Origin of the sequence: Nocardioides baekrokdamisoli, from assembly GCF_003945325.1 — a bacterium.
In the GTDB taxonomy this organism is placed as follows: Bacteria; Actinomycetota; Actinomycetes; order Propionibacteriales; family Nocardioidaceae; genus Nocardioides; species Nocardioides baekrokdamisoli.
In genome coordinates, this window is the sequence record NZ_AP019307.1 from 598,825 (window position 1) to 614,150 (window position 15,326).

General features: G+C 68.8%; 15 protein-coding genes and 1 pseudogene. 3 read left to right on the top strand and 13 right to left on the bottom strand.

Annotation, left to right across the window (positions count from 1 at the left end):
• The first annotated feature begins 36 nt into the window (after positions 1-36).
• Positions 37-522 carry a DUF6584 family protein gene (locus KCTC_RS02805; protein ID WP_125566554.1) on the top strand — a complete coding sequence of 162 codons (486 nt, stop codon included), beginning with the start codon at positions 37-39 and terminating at the stop codon, positions 520-522.
• Here KCTC_RS02805 and ligD read toward each other — a convergent pair whose 3' ends face one another.
• The gene (ligD, locus tag KCTC_RS02810; protein WP_125566556.1) at positions 523-1,449 is read right to left on the bottom strand and encodes a non-homologous end-joining DNA ligase; all 927 of its coding nucleotides are present in this window, start codon (positions 1,447-1,449) and stop codon (positions 523-525) included.
• Between the two features lie 46 nt (positions 1,450-1,495).
• Between ligD and KCTC_RS02815 the strand changes: the two are divergent.
• Positions 1,496-2,080 (top strand): annotated as a pseudogene (locus tag KCTC_RS02815) (phosphatase PAP2 family protein); the annotation flags it as partial.
• A gap of 27 nt (positions 2,081-2,107) precedes the next feature.
• Here the strand turns inward: KCTC_RS02815 and KCTC_RS15230 are convergent.
• From KCTC_RS15230 to mihF, 12 genes are all read right to left on the bottom strand, one after another.
• Positions 2,108-4,048, bottom strand: coding sequence for an SCO7613 C-terminal domain-containing membrane protein (locus tag KCTC_RS15230; RefSeq protein ID WP_408636103.1), 1,941 nt, complete (start codon positions 4,046-4,048; stop codon positions 2,108-2,110).
• Between the two features lie 29 nt (positions 4,049-4,077).
• Positions 4,078-4,695, bottom strand: a complete 618-nt coding sequence (locus tag KCTC_RS02820; RefSeq protein ID WP_125566560.1) for a LysE family translocator — start codon at positions 4,693-4,695, stop codon at positions 4,078-4,080.
• The gene (locus KCTC_RS02825; RefSeq protein WP_125566562.1) at positions 4,692-5,375 is read right to left on the bottom strand and encodes a maleylpyruvate isomerase family mycothiol-dependent enzyme; all 684 of its coding nucleotides are present in this window, start codon (positions 5,373-5,375) and stop codon (positions 4,692-4,694) included. The genes KCTC_RS02820 and KCTC_RS02825 overlap by 4 nt, the downstream gene beginning before the upstream one ends.
• A gap of 9 nt (positions 5,376-5,384) precedes the next feature.
• Entirely contained in the window at positions 5,385-6,710 is a 1,326-nt protein-coding gene (locus KCTC_RS02830; RefSeq protein ID WP_456299592.1) for an RsmB/NOP family class I SAM-dependent RNA methyltransferase, read from the bottom strand.
• Positions 6,711-6,777: 67 nt separating this feature from the next.
• Entirely contained in the window at positions 6,778-7,701 is a 924-nt protein-coding gene (fmt, locus tag KCTC_RS02835; RefSeq protein ID WP_125566566.1) for a methionyl-tRNA formyltransferase, read from the bottom strand.
• On the bottom strand, positions 7,698-8,243 hold the full coding sequence (gene def / locus KCTC_RS02840; RefSeq protein WP_125566569.1) for a peptide deformylase: 546 nt from the start codon (positions 8,241-8,243) through the stop codon (positions 7,698-7,700). Before def ends, fmt begins: the two co-directional genes overlap by 4 nt.
• A 10-nt stretch (positions 8,244-8,253) precedes the next feature.
• Entirely contained in the window at positions 8,254-10,248 is a 1,995-nt protein-coding gene (locus KCTC_RS02845; RefSeq protein ID WP_125566571.1) for a primosomal protein N' family DNA-binding protein, read from the bottom strand.
• 191 nt (positions 10,249-10,439) lie between these two features.
• Complete coding sequence (metK, locus tag KCTC_RS02850; RefSeq protein WP_125566573.1) at positions 10,440-11,639, bottom strand: methionine adenosyltransferase; 1,200 nt, start codon at positions 11,637-11,639, stop codon at positions 10,440-10,442.
• A gap of 44 nt (positions 11,640-11,683) precedes the next feature.
• Positions 11,684-12,898, bottom strand: a complete 1,215-nt coding sequence (gene coaBC / locus KCTC_RS02855; RefSeq protein ID WP_125566575.1) for a bifunctional phosphopantothenoylcysteine decarboxylase/phosphopantothenate--cysteine ligase CoaBC — start codon at positions 12,896-12,898, stop codon at positions 11,684-11,686.
• 11 nt (positions 12,899-12,909) lie between these two features.
• The gene (rpoZ, locus tag KCTC_RS02860) at positions 12,910-13,242 is read right to left on the bottom strand and encodes a DNA-directed RNA polymerase subunit omega (protein ID WP_125566577.1); all 333 of its coding nucleotides are present in this window, start codon (positions 13,240-13,242) and stop codon (positions 12,910-12,912) included.
• Between the two features lie 12 nt (positions 13,243-13,254).
• Entirely contained in the window at positions 13,255-13,827 is a 573-nt protein-coding gene (gene gmk, locus KCTC_RS02865) for a guanylate kinase (protein WP_125566579.1), read from the bottom strand.
• The gene (gene mihF / locus KCTC_RS02870; protein ID WP_125566581.1) at positions 13,824-14,141 is read right to left on the bottom strand and encodes an integration host factor, actinobacterial type; all 318 of its coding nucleotides are present in this window, start codon (positions 14,139-14,141) and stop codon (positions 13,824-13,826) included. Before mihF ends, gmk begins: the two co-directional genes overlap by 4 nt.
• 198 nt (positions 14,142-14,339) lie before the next feature.
• On the opposite strand from mihF, the gene KCTC_RS02875 reads away from it, so the two are divergent.
• On the top strand, positions 14,340-14,864 hold the full coding sequence (locus tag KCTC_RS02875) for a hypothetical protein (RefSeq protein ID WP_125566583.1): 525 nt from the start codon (positions 14,340-14,342) through the stop codon (positions 14,862-14,864).
• Positions 14,865-15,326: the final 462 nt, after the last annotated feature.

Genomic DNA, 15,326 nt, shown 5'->3' on the forward strand with positions numbered 1-15,326 from the left:
CGCATTGCTGAGATATGCCTGAGAGCATGTCTGCCCATGACCGCTCTCGACCGTGCCCGCGACGATCTCGCGAACGACCGCGCCTGGAAGGCGCGTGATCGAGTCGCTGGACGCCTGTGCAACGTCTGCGACGTCGAGACCATGACCTTGTTGGCCGAGATCCATCTGCACATGAAGGACTACCCGGCCGCTGGCGCGATGTTCTTCGCTCTGGGGGCCGACGATGCGACCGCGCGGAGGGCGATCTCGGCGTGGGAGGTCAACACACCGGATCCGCTGGAACGCTGGCGATCACTGCCTCGGATGGTGCGTGTCCATGAGACCGACAGGGTGCGCGTGCTTCGCGAATCTGTTGGTCAGGATCGGCCGGAGCTGCGGCAGCCGCAACCACACTGGCGGCCCGGTCCGCCAACCTGGGATGACCGACTCATCGAGGTCGGCTGCGGCTTGCTGGTCCTGATGGTCATCGCGGTGTTCATTGTCGGACTCGCGACCATCGCCGTATTCGTCGCAACGCCCTGATCACAACCCGTCGCGGTCGGCCCACTCCAGCAGCGGCCGGATGTCGTACGGGTGCCCGTCGATGTCGGCGTGCAGGTCACCGATCTCGGCGAACCGTTGCGGCACGGTGAAGATCGTGAAGTCGCGCGGGTCGATTTCGGGCACCTCGGCCCAGGTGATCGGGGTCGACACGCGCGCATCGGGCAGACCGCGGATCGAGTAGGCCGCGGCGATCGTGTGGTCGCGGGTGTTCTGGTTGTAGTCGATGAAGACGGCCGAGGGGTCGCGGTCCTTCTTCCACCAGGCGGTGGTCGCGTCCTGGGGGCGGCGGCGCTCGACCTCCTTCGCGAACGCATGGGCCGCCCGGCGTACGTCTGGGAAACCGTGCTCGGGATCGATCCGTACGTAGATGTGCAGGCCCTTGCTGCCGGAGGTCTTCGGGAATCCGACCGCGCCGAGGTCCGCCAGGACCTCCTCGACGACGCCCGCGACGCGCTTGACGGTCGCGAAGTCACAGGTCTCCCCCGGATCCAGGTCGATACGCCACTCGTCCGGCACTTCGGTGTCGGCGCGACGGCTGTTCCAGGGGTGGAACTCGACAGTCGACATCTGTGCCGCCCAGATGACTGCGCCCAACTCGGTCACACACAGTTCGTCGGCCGTACGGCCCCAGCGGGGGAAGAAGAGCTCAACCGTCTCGATCCAGTCGGGCGCCCCGGCGGGTACGCGCTTCTGATGGACCTTCTCGCCCGCGAGACCCTTCGGGAAGCGGTGCAGCATGCACGGCCTCTCATACAGGGCATTGACGATCCCCGGGCCGACGGCGAGGTAGTACTCGATCACGTCGAGCTTGGTCGCGCCGGACTCCGGGAAGTACACCCGATCAGGGTTGGTCACCCGGATGACCCGATTGTCGACCTCGATCTCGCATGCGCTGGCCACAGTCATTTCTACCGCGCGTTCCCGTGTTGCGGAGCGACACTAGGGTTGCGACATGCGCGCCAGCACCCGGCTCACGGCGGTCTGCGCCGCGGGCATTGTGATCACTGCCGGTGGGATCCTCGCCGGCGGCCCGCTGAAGCGCCTCGATGGTCTGATCGCGGTTCACTACGCCGACAACCTCGCCCAGCATCAGTATCGGTACGACGGCTTCTCGCTCTGGACGGCGCAAGCGCTCTACCTGATCGGGAAACCCTGGATCGCCTGTCTGGTGGTCGGAGGGCTGGGGTTGGTCGTCACCGTGCGGACACGCCGGATCGGGCCCGCCCTCGCCGCCGCCTTCGGTCTGGGAGTCGTCGGGCTCGCGACCGCGGTCCTCAAGGCCTTCTTCCCACACCCCTCGATCCAGCAACATCTGGACGGGTCATACCCTTCGGGCCACACCGGCGTCGCCGTCGTGAGCGCCGGGCTCGTCGTCGGCCTCCTCATGGGGGCGAAGCGGCATCGCCAGTTGATCGCGCTCGTCGCCGGCGGCGGATGGGGCGGGGTGATGGCCTGGAGCCGGGTCGTGCTGCTCGCACACTGGTTCAGCGACGTCATCGCAGGCTGGTGCCTGGGCATGATCGCCCTCGTCGTGGCGCTGCGGATCGCAGACCTGGGAACGAGGTCAGCGCAGGGTCGCGAGCCAGTCGACCGACCGTCGGCCGAACGCCGCCGTCTGCTCCCACGCAATGCCCCCGGCGATCAGCGCGGCGCCGAGGAGGCCACCAGTGATCCAGTACGGGACGACGGCGACGTACGGGCCGCCCTGGGTGACGACGATGATCAGCACCGCGATACCGCCGAGCAGGACGGGCGCGAGCAGGCGCCAGACCACGCCTAGAACGGCGAGTCCGGCCCCGACCACGGTGGCGACCGTCAGGCGTACGGCGTCGCCCTCGATGATCCCGACCAACGTCACCGGCATCAGCCCCATCAACAGGCCGGGACCCAGCGTGGTCAGGGTCGGCGTCGATCGCTGGACGCTCCACATCGCCGCTCCCGCCAGCAGCAACGCCATCGCGCTGGGCAGGACGTACGCCTCCACGCTGCCGTCTCCGTCGAGGAACACCCACCAAGCCGCCGTGCCGAGCACTGCCACGAGGTAACTGAAACCGCGCCGCCCGGGTAGCGCTGCCACGACGGCGGCCAGCACGGTGAGGGCGACGAGGACATCGACCACCCACTGGTGACTGACATCGACAGCCGCCCCCAGACCCACGAAGGCGCTGAGGGCAGCGCTGGCCGCGCCCGCGAGTTCGACGCTGGACCAGTGCGCCGGTGCACCGGAGTGCAGCCGACGGGCGACGACGATGACGCCGACCTGCAGGATGACATTGCCGACGGCGACGAACGCCCACGTGCGCGAGGACGAGTGCATCAAGGCATTCGCGAGAGCGAAGGAACCGGACACCTCCAGGGCCGCGAACGACGCTGCTCCATAACCGGGCCGGGTGCGGTGGCGGAGCACCGCGGCTGCGGCCGGCAAGACGAACGCCATGGCTGCGAGCGTCGGAGCCCAGAGTGGGAGGGGGGTGAAGGGGCCGTTGTCCAGGACGGTCGCGCGCAGGGATCCAGAGCCGGTCACGCCGCGCTGCCCGATGGTCACGAGCATGAGGTAGAGGACGGGGAGGTACGCCACCACGACCGCTGCTGCGGCGTGGTACCGGCGCTCGAGCGTCGGCAGGCGGAGTACGGCCCCCGCGACGAGCGCTCCGACCGCCAGCGACAAGCCCGCCAGCGCCCCGTACGGCAGATCGGCCAGCGCCACGAAGGATGCGACCCCCAACAGCACGGCCGTGATCCACGGGGCCACGGCGTCCACCTCGATGCGCCGGCCCGGCCAGCGGGGCAGCACCGCCGACGCGGCCAGGGCGTACGCCACCAGAGCCACCGCTGCCACATAGCGCCCGGGCTCAGCTGATGCCACCGCGAGCACCCGAAGTACGGCGATCAGCGCGCTCAGCGCGAAGCCACCCATGGCCGTCCAGAGATACGCGTTCACGGGAGCCGGACCTCGTCGGGAGGCAAGATGTGCGGCCGCGCCGATTGCCCCGAACACGGCCGATCCGCCGCCGAGGTACCAGCCGAACGGGATGGCGTGCAGGCCGAGGAGATTCCAGCCGTGGGCGGCACCCGCCGCTATGGCAGCGAAGCCGACGGCCAGGGCGGCAGCCGTCTCCGCACTCGCCGACAGCCGACGACGGGACAGCACGAAGGACGCGGTCACACCGGACACGACCGCTGTCAGCAGCAACGCGACCTGCCCGTACCGCCCGACCAGGATCCAGACCGCGAGCACGAACACCGACGCTGCGCCGAGCAGAAGGAGCGCACCGATCGTCAGGAGCACCTGCTGGCCGGCGGGTCCCGACTTCGTCGGGACTGCTGGTGACGCCGACGGCAGGGACACCGGCCGACTCGGGGCAGCGGCCCGGCCTTCGAGGTCGGCCAACACCGCCTCACGCTCGCGCATCAGGTCCGCATACTCCCGGTTGATCTCACCCAGCCGTACGGCCCGCGGGTCGGCCAGCTCGAGCTGGCACCGCGTACACGTCTCGCCGGTCACCGGCGCACCACACCGCGGACACACCATCGTCAGTCCTGGACCGCGAGCGCCGCAGCGAACCCGATCATGACCAGGCCGACACCGCCTTCGATGCCCCGGCGTACGCGGTCGCGGCGGATGAGCCGCATGGCTCCGTGCGCGGCGAAGACGATCGCGGTCAGGTAGATGGTCCCGAAGAACGCCAGCGTCAGCGCGTACGCCATCAACTCGACGAAGGTGGCGTGCGGGCTGACGAACGGCGGGAGGATCGCCACGTAGAACGCGAGTGCCTTCGGATTGGTGAAGGTCGAGAGGAAGCCCTGCCGCATCGCCGCCATCGGGCGTACGTGACCGCCGCCGGCCTGCTGCCAGGCAGAGGTGTCGCTGCGGAACGCGGAGATCACCGCCTGGAGCCCGAGCCAACCGAGATAGACGACGCCGATCCAGCGCAGCGCATCGAACACCGGTTTGGAACTGGCGATGACCGCGCCGAGCCCGCTGGCGGCGAGCGTGCCGAGCACCACGTTGGCCACGATGATGCCGGTGACCGTCCAGAGCCCTCGGGGTTTGCCTCCTGCGACCGTCACGCGCAGCGTGATGAATGTGTCCGGTCCCGGTGCCAGCGCGAGCAGGATCGCGAAGACGACGAAGGTGAGGTAGTTGCTCACGGCGTGAGCTTCCTGGTCAGGGCTTCGGCGAGCTTGGACTCGTCGCCGGCGGTGGTGACGTGGGCGAGGCCGATCCTGCCCCAGAGGAATAGATCGAGCTCGCGGGCCGGAGCCGTCACGGTCGCAACCGGCGCCCCGTCGCCGAGCTGCCACCGGGTCCCGATGTCGCTGGCAACAAACTCGACCGGGTATGGGACCGGCTCGGTGCGGCCGAGCGTGACCTGCCGCGGATAGAACATCGAGACGACCTCCTCGACACCGTCGGCCCAGACCTCCGCGGGCACGCCGTCGAGACCGAGGGCCAGCGGTGTACGCAGGTCGTGGAGATGGATGAGCGTCTCGTGGACCTGGCGGCGGTGCCAGAACGATGCCGGACCGGGGCCGACGAGCGTCTTCGCGGGCGCGTCGGGACCGACCTCGGCCAGAGTCTCTCGCAGCAGGCGAGCGCAGGCCTCGTAGTAGTTGGCGAAGCCCTCCGTGGGGCCTTCCTCCCACTCATTCACCCCGCGCGCCATACCGGCCGCCCAGCGGTGAACGTCCGCCAGGTGCTGCACCAGCTCCGTGGCCGTCCAGTCTCCACACGTCGGGATCGCGACGTCGAGATCAGCCGGGATCGAGGAGTGGAAGCGGTGCTGCAGCTCCGCCAACAGGGGCAGGTAGTCGATCGCGGCCTCGGGCATGGCTCGAGATTAGTCCAGCGGTCGGTCCGTGAGCGGGCGTTGCAGCAACGCCATGAACATCGCGTCGGTGCCGTGTCGGTGGGGCCAGAGTTGGACGGTGCCGGGGATCGGTCCCGCACTGTCGGGCACGCCGAGATCGATCGGCACCAGCTCGGCCGCCGTCGAGGTGAGGACGGATTCGACCACGCCCCGGGTCTCATCGGCCACTGGGCTGCAGGTCGCGTAGAGCACCACGCCGCCCGGGCGTACCAGCCTCAGCGCAGCCGTCAGCAGACGCTCCTGCAGGGGCACCAACTCGGCGATGTCGGCCGGCTTCTTGCGCCACCGCGCCTCGGGACGCCGACGGAGCGCACCCAGTCCGCTGCACGGCGCGTCCACCAGGAGCCGGTCGAACGTCCCCGCAGCAAAGGGAGCGGACGCGCCGTCACCGGCGACGACGCGGCGTACGCCATGGGCTGCCACGAGCCCCGCGCGATGCAGCTGGCGTTCGTTGGCCACCAGCACCGCACCGCGTACGTCCGCGAGCGCCTCGAGCAGCGCGGCCTTGCCGCCGGGGCCAGCGCAGATGTCCAGCCAGAGCTCATCCCGGCCGACGAGCGGAGCGTCCGCGAGCGCCAGCGCCACCAACTGGGATCCCTCATCCTGCACCCCGGCGCGCTTCTCGCGTACGGCATCCACTGCCGAGGGCGAGCCCGACTCCAGCACCACGCCGAACGGCGAGTACGCCGTCCGTTCCCCGGGCAGTTCGTCGACCTCGGAGCGACCCGGTCGGGCGACCAACGTCACCTGCGGCGCAAGGTTGTCGGCGGTGAGCAGGGCATCGAGTTCGCTCGACGCGCCCACGCCCTGGAGCGACTGTCGCAGCGCCTCCACGACCCAGCGCGGGTGGCTGTGAACCATCGCGGCTCGGTCAAGCGGATCGTCGATCACGAGGACCGCGAGCCACTCGTCGAGTTCGCGTGCCGCGACCTTGCGGAGCACGGCATTGACCAGGCCCGACGCGTTCGTCGACTGCTTGGCCAACTCCACGGTGGCATCGATCGCCGCGAAGGTCGGGACGCGCATCGACAGGATCTGGTGGGCACCGAGCCGAAGCACGTCCAGGACCTTCGCCTGGACCCGTGCCAGTGGCCGGTCCAGACAGGCCGCGAGGATCGCGTCGTAGGTGCCTTGTTGGCGCAGAGTGCCGCTGGCCAGCTCGGTCGCGAACCCGGCGTCGCGTCCACTCAGCTCGTACTTGGCCAGGACGTGCGGCAACACGAGATTCGCGTACGCATCGTCGGTACGGACCGCGACGAGCACGTCGAGAGCAGCCCGGCGAGCCGGATCCTTGATGAGTCTGACCGGCGCGGTCGGCTGCGGCTTGGCCGCCTTCTGCGGCGAGTTCCGGGGCGGCTGCCGTCTAGGCGTCGAACGAGGCACCGGACTCCAGACGTACGCCGCGGGCCCAGTCGCCGGCTGGCATGTCCTTCTTGCCGAAGGCCTTCACCATTCCCAGACGGAGGCACTGCGAGCCGGTGCCGACGAGCACGTCGTTCTTGCGTACCTCGATCTCGCCCGGCTTCAGCTCGCCGTCGACCACCGTCGCCGGACCGACCTTGAACCGCTCCCCGTCCAGCAACGTCCACGCGCCGGGCGCCGGCGTGCACGCGCGGATCTGGTGATCCAGCGCCACCGCGGCGCGGGTCCAGTCGATCCGGGCGTCCTCCACGGCGATCTTCGGGGCGTACGTGATCCCCTCGACAGGCTGCGGACGGGCTTCGATCCGGTCGTCCTCGAGCGCATCCAGCGTCGCGACCATCAGGCCGGCGCCGCCGTCCGCGAGCTTGTCGAAGAGGCTCCCGGCGGTCTCATCAGGAGCCAGGAGCTGCGTCATCACGCCGAAGGTCGGGCCGGCGTCGAGCTCCTTGACGATCTGGAAAGTGGTCGCACCACTGAACTCCTCGCCGTTCCAGACCGCGCGCTGCACGGGGGCTGCGCCGCGGTACTCCGGAAGGAGCGAGAAGTGCAGGTTGACCCAGCCCAGGCGCGGGATGTCGAGTGCGGACTGCGGCAGCAGCGCGCCGTACGCCACCACTGGACAGCAGTCCGGGTCCAGCTCGCGCAGCCGGGCCTGGAACGCCTCGTCGCGCGGATGCTCAGGCTTGAGGATCTCGATCCCCAACTCCTCCGCGCGCAGGGCGACCGGCGACGGCGTGAGCCGGCGACCGCGACCCGACGGCGCATCCGGACGCGTCACCACGGCCACGATCTCGTGCCGGGAGCCCGCGATGGCGTTCAGCGTCGGCAGGGCGACCTCAGGCGTACCTGCAAAAACGACTCTCATCGACCGAACCCTCCGGTGACATGCGGACTCAGGCGCACCACCGGCTTCTCGGCAGCGAACCACTCCGACGTGCGGATCTCACGCATGGCCGCCTTCCGGGACTCCTCGTCGAGGCGGTCGATGAACAGCACACCATCGAGATGGTCGGTCTCGTGCTGGATCGCCCGGGCGAGCAGTTCGGACCCGTTGACCGTGATCGGCTCGCCGTACGCATTGAAGCCCTGGGCGACAACGGTGAGAGCGCGCTTGCAGTCGTAGCGCAGCTCTGGCAGCGACAGGCAACCCTCCGGGCCGTCCTGGATCTCCTCGCCCAGGGCAAGGGTCGGGTTGATCAGGTGCCCGATCTCCCCGTCCACATGCCAGGTGAAGACACGGAGCCCGACGCCGATCTGAGGCGCCGCGAGACCCGCGCCCGAGGCACTGAGCATGGTGTCCTCGAGATCCTGGACGAGCCGCCGCACTTCCTTGTCGAAGTCGGTGACCTCCTTGGCCCGCTGGCGCAGGACCGGGTCACCGAAGAGGCGGATCTGCTGGACGGACATGGGCGCGAGTTTAGAGGTCGGCGGGGTCGACACGTACCTTCACGGCGTCCAGCTTGCGAGCCGACCGCACCCGCATCACCTCGCGAAGCGCCGTCGTCAGCGCGTCGCGTTGGGATCGCGGGGCGCGTACGACGGCACACCACTCGTCGCCGTCCTGGGTCGGCCCGTACACCTCGACCGCCTCGGGCCACGCCGCGACGGTGAGGAACTCGTCCACCGCGCCTGCATCGCCCGTCACAGTGACAACGCTTGCCGATGGAGGCAGATGCGCCTCCGCGCGCGCGGCAGCCTCACGGTGCGCGAAGCCCGGCTGGTCCCACCGCACCAACGCCTGCAGAGCTGGATCGGACGGATCCCCCACGATGATCGCTTCCGCCTCCGCGCCCGCCAGCCCGATCGCATTGCTCCACCGACGAACCGCTTCCTCGTCTGCGCGCAGACCACCCGCGGCACGGGCGAGCCATGTGTCCAGGACAACGACCGCGGCGTAGCCGCCGTCCACCAGTGGTTCGGCACCCGGGGTTGCGACGACGATGCTCGGCCTGTGTTTGATCTCGGTGACCCGTCGAGTGCCACTTGAGATGATCACCGGGATCTGAGGGAACGTCCGACCCAGCTCCTCCGCCGTCCGGGCCTCGCCGATGACGCTGGCTCGGAGCGTCGTCCCCGCGCACACGATGCACCGCCACGGATTCTCCACCGCGCCGCACCAGCCGCACGTCGGTGCCTCGGCGCTGCCGCTCAGCCTGATCGGGCCGTGACATGTCCGGCATCGTGCTGGCGTACGACACGTCCCGCACGCCAGCGCTGGCGCGTAGCCGCGTCGGGGCGTGTGGATCAGGACCGGCCCGCGCTCCAGGCCGCGACGGATGGCCTCGTACGCCTCCCGCGGCACGCGAGTAACCCTCGCGGTCGGGTCCCGCTCGAGGTCCTTCTCGGTCGCCCCGCTGATCCGGGTGGTGAGCCGTGCGCGGATCGTCTCTCTGGAAGCCCTGAGCGGATGCGCGGTGCCGGTGGTGACCCAGTGCTCAGCCTCGACGGAGGTCGCAAAACCACCGACCAGGAGCGCCGCCCCGGCCTGTTGCGCCCGGATCCGGAGGACTTCGCGCGCATGCGGCGAGGGCGTACGCGGCTCCTCATAGGTGTCCGCACCGTCGTCCCAGATCGCGGCCAACCCGAGATCATGGACCGGCGCAAACGCGGCCGCGCGGGTGCCGATCGCGACCTTCACCGAACCGCGAGCGATCCGAAGGTACTCGCTGTAACGGGCAGACGGCCCGGCATCAGCCAGCAAGGTCGCGTACGCGTCCGCCCCGATGGACCGGTCCAGAGCCGCGCCCAGGCGCGCGACATCGGTGGCATCGGGCAGACAGACGACCGCACCACGGCCCGAGTCGACGGTGACGGCCACCGCCGCGGCGAGCTCAGCCGCCCAGTCCGCTCCAGGAGCCGCGTGCCAGACCGCCTGCGGCCCGCCACCAGCCTCGATCCGTGCCAGGAACGCCTCACCGGCGACGTACGCACCCCAGTGCTTGACCGCCGCATGCCGGTCGATCTCGTGTCCCACTGATGGTCGGCTCGGCTCTGCCTCGGTGCTGGCGTGGCGCGGCGGAATCGCCAACCGGGCGACGTCCCAGCGTGTCCCGACGTACTCCTCAGCCACCGCGTCGATCAGAGCGATCACCCCGGCGGTCAGGATGCGCTCCGATGACACCACCCGACGGATCGGGGTCAGGTCGCCGTCGTGATCGGTGGCGTCGAGCCGGTCGATCACGAGCCCGTCGACCTCCCGGGCCGCGAACCGGACCTTCACGCGTACGCCGGGCTGCGCCGCCTCGCTCAACTCCTCTGTCACCAGGTAGTCGAACGGCCTGTCGAGATGGAAGACACCGGTGTCGACCCAGATCGAGGCAATCGGCTTCGTCGCAGACGGGACGGGAGCTGCCTTGACCGTCGGCTTGCGCTTGCGCCGTACGCCGGGCAGCGGCAGCTCGGCGTCGGTCATGGGCCATTCCTATCAGCGGGCTCCCCCGAAAAGCCGGAGTGCCCGGAACCGTGATGGTTCCGGGCACTCCGAATGAGTCAGATCAATTCCTGGTTCACGACGTGTGCGACTGCCAGGCGCCGGAGGGAAGCGGGCCTCGAGGGCCCGCGACCGAAGAGCAACGCGGCAGGCGCTCCGTCGTGGATCAGGAATCAGACGCCTGCGGCGGCCTTGAGGGCTTCCGCGCGGTCCGTCCGCTCCCAGGTGAACTCCGGGAGCTCGCGGCCGAAGTGACCGTACGCAGCGGTCTTGGCGTAGATCGGACGGAGCAGGTCGAGGTCGCGGACGATGGCGCCCGGACGCAGGTCGAAGACCTCGAGGACGGCCTTCTGGATGTTCTCGACCGGGACCGTCTCGGTGCCGAAGGTCTCGATGAAGACGCCGACCGGGTGCGCGACGCCGATGGCGTACGCGACCTGGGCCTCGCAACGACGGGCCAGACCTGCAGCGACGACGTTCTTGGCGACCCAGCGCATCGCGTACGCGGCCGAGCGGTCGACCTTCGACGGGTCCTTGCCCGAGAAGGCGCCACCACCGTGACGAGCCATGCCGCCGTAGGTGTCGACGATGATCTTGCGACCGGTGAGGCCGGCGTCGCCCATCGGGCCACCGACGACGAACTTGCCGGTCGGGTTGATGTGCACCTTGTAGCCGTCGAACGGCACGCTGGACTTGAACTGCTGAAGGACAGGCTCGATGACCTTGGCCTTGATGTCCGCGGCGAGCTGCTCCTGCGTGACGTCCTCGGAGTGCTGCGAGGACACCACGACCGTGTCGACCCGGAGCGCGCGGTGCTCGTCGTCGTACTCGATGGTGACCTGGGTCTTGCCGTCGGGGCGCAGGTACGGCAGCGTGCCGTCCTTGCGGACCTCGGTCAGCTTCTCCGCGAGCGTCTGGGCGATCTTGATCGGCAGCGGGAAGAGTTCCGGCGTGTCGTCGCAGGCGTAGCCGAACATCAGGCCCTGGTCGCCGGCACCCTGCTTGTCGAGCGCGTCCTCAGAGCCGTCGACGCGCGACTCCTCAGCGGTGTCGACGCCCTGGGCGATGTCCGGCGACTGGGCGCCGATCGCGACCTGGACGCCACACGAGTTGCCGTCAAAGCCCTTGTCGGAGGAGTCGTACCCGATCTCGAGGATCTTCTGACGTACGAGCTGGGCGACCGGCGCGTACGCCGTGGTGGTCACCTCTCCCGCGACGACGACGAGGCCGGTGGTGAGCAGCGTCTCCACTGCCACACGGCTCTTCGGGTCGTGCTCGAGCAAGTAGTCCAGCACGGTGTCGCTGATCTGGTCAGCGATCTTGTCCGGGTGTCCCTCGGTCACGGACTCCGAGGTGAACAGGCGACCCGTCACAGTGATGCTCCTCTAAATATCGACAGATGTGGGGATGTCTGCACTCATTCTGACAGAGGCAGAAGGCGCGCGATCTCGTCGCACACTACGTGAGCGACTTCACCCTTGCTGGCACGGGGCACGTCAACCGACGACCCGTCACGCCCGAGCACCACGGCCTCGTTGTCGGCCTTGCCGAAGACCTTGCCGTCGGAGACATCGTTGACCACCAGGAGATCGACGCCCTTGCGGTCGAGCTTCTTCCGCGCGTAGTCGAGGACGCTGAAGTGCGCGTCCCCGGTCTCGGCGGCGAAACCGACGATGACCTGACCGTCCTTGGTGCGGTTGCTCGAGAGCTCCAGCAGGATGTCGGGGTTCTGCATGAGGTCGATGACCGGCGCGGACCCGTCGGACGACTTCTTGATCTTGGCCTCGAAGAGGTGCAGCGGACGGAAGTCCGCCGGTGCGGCAGCCATCACGATCGCGTCTGCGCCGGCGCTGGCACTGATCATCGCGTCGCGAAGTTCAGAGGTGGTCGACACACTCAGCACCTTGACGCCCGCGGGGTCCGGCAGCGACACGTTGGCTCCCACCAGCGTGACCTCGGCGCCACGGGAGGCGGCCGCGCGAGCGATCGCATACCCCTGCAGGCCGCTGGAGCGGTTGCCGAGGAACCGCACCGGGTCGAGGTACTCGCGGGTGCCGCCCGCGGATACGACGACGTGTCGGCCGGCGAGATCGCGTACGCCGCCGCGGGCGATGACGTCGCGGCAGAACTCGAAGATCTCGGTCGGCTCGGGCAACCGGCCCTTGCCCGTGTCGGTGCCGGTGAGGCGACCTTCGGCGGGTTCGATCACCAGCGCGCCGCGCCGACGCAGCGTCGCGACGTTCTCCTGGGTCGCAGGGTGCTCCCACATCTCGGTGTGCATCGCAGGCGCGAACACGACCGGGCAGCGGGCGGTCAGCAGCGTGTTGGTGAGCAGGTCGTCCGCCAGACCCTGCGCGGCACGAGCGAGGGTGTTGGCAGTCGCTGGAGCGACCACGACGAGATCGGCCTGCTGGCCGAGGCGTACGTGCGGGACGTCGGTGATGTTCTCCCAGACCTCGGTTGCCACCGGCTTGCCGGACAACGCCTCCCACGTGGGCGCGCCGACGAACTCCAGCGCCGACGCGGTCGGGATGACCGTGACGTCGTGGCCGGATTCGGTGAAACGACGGAGAAGCTCCGCGGCCTTGTACGCCGCAATGCCACCGGAGACGCCGAGAACGACCCGCGTCATCGCCGTGTGTCTTACTCCGAGATCGCGAACGGGTCGGCGACTGCGGCAGCCTGCTGGGCAGCCTCGGCCGCGGCGAGCTCCGCCGGGTCGACCTCTTCACAGGTCAGCAGGTCGGCGTTGATCTCGCGCAGAGCGATCGAGAGCGGCTTCTCCTGGTGGTGCGTGTCCACCAGCGGGCCGACGTACTCGAGCAGGCCTTCGCCGAGCTGCGAGTAGTACGCGTTGATCTGACGGGCGCGCTTGGCTCCGTAGAGCACCAGGCGGTACTTGCTGTCGGTCTTCGACAGCAAGTCATCGATCGAGGGGTTTGTTACGCCCTGGGCGTCGATCTCGGGGGCAGCCACGTGCTTAGTGCCTTACGTCAGTGGGTTGTCCGGAATGCCGGACTTCATCAACTTTACCAACTCGTCGGCGGCAGCGTGAACTTCGTGGTTCACGATGACCCTGTCGAACTCGCTCTCAGCGGCCAATTCGACCTTCGCGGTGGCCAGTCGGCGGTCCTGCTGGTCCTGAGTCTCGGTCCCCCGTCCGATCAGCCGGCGTACGAGTTCATCCCAACTCGGCGGCTTCAGGAAGACCAGAAGGGCCTCCGGCATCGCCTCCCTGACCTGCCGGGCACCGGCCAGATCGATCTCCAACAGGCACGGCTTCCCGGCGGCGAGGGCGTCCTCGACAGGTCGGCGAGGGGTGCCGTACTTGGCTTGCCCGTGAACCACCGCGTGCTCCAGCAGCTCACCGTCCTCGATCATCTGATCGAACACCTCGTCGGTGACGAAGTAGTAGTGCACCCCGTTCTGCTCGCCCGGTCGGGGCATCCGGGTCGTCGCGGAGATCGACATCCAGACGTCGGGGTGCTGCTCGCGTACGGCAGCGGCGACCGTGCCCTTCCCCACCGCAGCAGGGCCAGCGAGGACGACGAGCCGGTTCACGGCTGAGAGAACTCGAGACGCAGGGCCGCGATCTGGTTGACCCCGAGGCCGCGTACGCGCCGGCTCTCGGCGATCGCGAGCCGCTCCATCAACGCCACCGCACGGACCTTGCCGAAGCCGGGGACCGACTGGAGCAGATCGAGCACCTTCATCTTCCCGATGACGTCGTTGGTCTGGCCCTCTTCGATCACGTCGATCACGTTGAGGCCGGAGTGCTTGATCCGGTTCTTGACCTCTGCGCGCTCCCGCCGCGCCGCAGCCGCCTTGTCCAGGGCAGCCTGGCGTTGTTCGACGGTGAGGGTAGGCAGAGCCACGGGTCTCCAATCACGTTGTGGACGTTCATGCGCACCCTAACCAGTGAGGCGCTCGACCTGCCACCGGGGCGTGCGGTGTCTCATCAGCCTTGTGCGCATCAGCGGTTGCCATGCCCCGCTGATGCGCACGAGCGATGGAACCGGGGCCATGGTTGGCCGCGTCGTACGCTTCGCCACACGATTCGGGACGGGACAGCCATGAGATACGTACGCAGTGCCGCAGTGGCCGCTCTGGCTCTGACCAGCGGCTGTGGGACGGCCACCCCCTCACGACCACTCACCACCGCGATCGTGCTGCCAGTGCCCTCGACAACGGCGGTCCCCTATCGAACGCCGACGGCCACGTACACATCGGCACATGCAGTCCGACATGACGGACTGGCGACCGTCGAGCCGCCCACCGGCAAGCCGCGCGTGTCGTGGGAATCGGTGTGGCGCAGCTTCTGCCCGGCGGACGGGTCGCCGACGAAGTCGAGTCAGGGCGGCACATGCGTCAGCGGCTCCACCGGCACAGTCGAACTCGCGATGGTCACGCTCCATGACACGAAGACGCCCGCTCCGAAACTCATGTACGTGGTCACGTGGACGAAGGCCGACTGCGAATCGCTGGGCGGTCCTGCCGGCCAGACGCAGACACCTGTGCCTCAGCCTCATCCGTGCACTCTGCGCAGCTACGTGGACGCACGCACCGGTCATGACGAGTACGACGAGGACGCCCAATGATGAGATCCGTACCAGTTGCCGCGACCGCCGCCCTCCTGGGCCTGACCGCTGCGTGCGGAGGCTCGCCGTCCGCGTCACGGTTCACCGTTCCGGTCGGTGCCCCGCCGAGCTACCTCGGGCCTGCGACAGCCTCCTACGTCACCGATGAGGGTCAGACTTACGTCGATCCGCCCTCGCCAGGGGTCGCCCCACACCTCACCTGGCCACAACTCGAACATCAGCTGTGCCACCAGCCCGGCGGACCGAGTTGCCACGACGCACACGCGCGAATCGTTGTGCGCCTCGCATCCATCAGCACCAAGTACCCCCTCAACATCCACGACGGGCCGCCGAGGCACCTGTTGATGTACGTCGTCACCACTACCGGCATCCGCTGCGACTCAATAGCAGTCGGCGGAACACCTGGCTGGAACTCAAAGAGGTGGCCCACTTGGTGTCAGGGCACGGGCTTCATCAATGCCA

Excerpts from the sequence above, each read along its gene's own strand:
- fmt (WP_125566566.1), bottom strand. The coding sequence starts at position 7,701 with ATGAGAGTCGTTTTTGCAGGTACGCCTGAGGTCGCCCTGCCGACGCTG.
- ligD (WP_125566556.1), bottom strand. The coding sequence starts at position 1,449 with ATGACTGTGGCCAGCGCATGCGAGATCGAGGTCGACAATCGGGTCATC.
- KCTC_RS02845 (WP_125566571.1), bottom strand. The coding sequence starts at position 10,248 with ATGACCGACGCCGAGCTGCCGCTGCCCGGCGTACGGCGCAAGCGCAAG.
- KCTC_RS02805 (WP_125566554.1), top strand. The coding sequence starts at position 37 with ATGACCGCTCTCGACCGTGCCCGCGACGATCTCGCGAACGACCGCGCC.
- KCTC_RS02825 (WP_125566562.1), bottom strand. The coding sequence starts at position 5,375 with ATGCCCGAGGCCGCGATCGACTACCTGCCCCTGTTGGCGGAGCTGCAG.
- coaBC (WP_125566575.1), bottom strand. The coding sequence starts at position 12,898 with ATGACGCGGGTCGTTCTCGGCGTCTCCGGTGGCATTGCGGCGTACAAG.
- KCTC_RS02875 (WP_125566583.1), top strand. The coding sequence starts at position 14,340 with ATGAGATACGTACGCAGTGCCGCAGTGGCCGCTCTGGCTCTGACCAGC.
- def (WP_125566569.1), bottom strand. The coding sequence starts at position 8,243 with ATGTCCGTCCAGCAGATCCGCCTCTTCGGTGACCCGGTCCTGCGCCAG.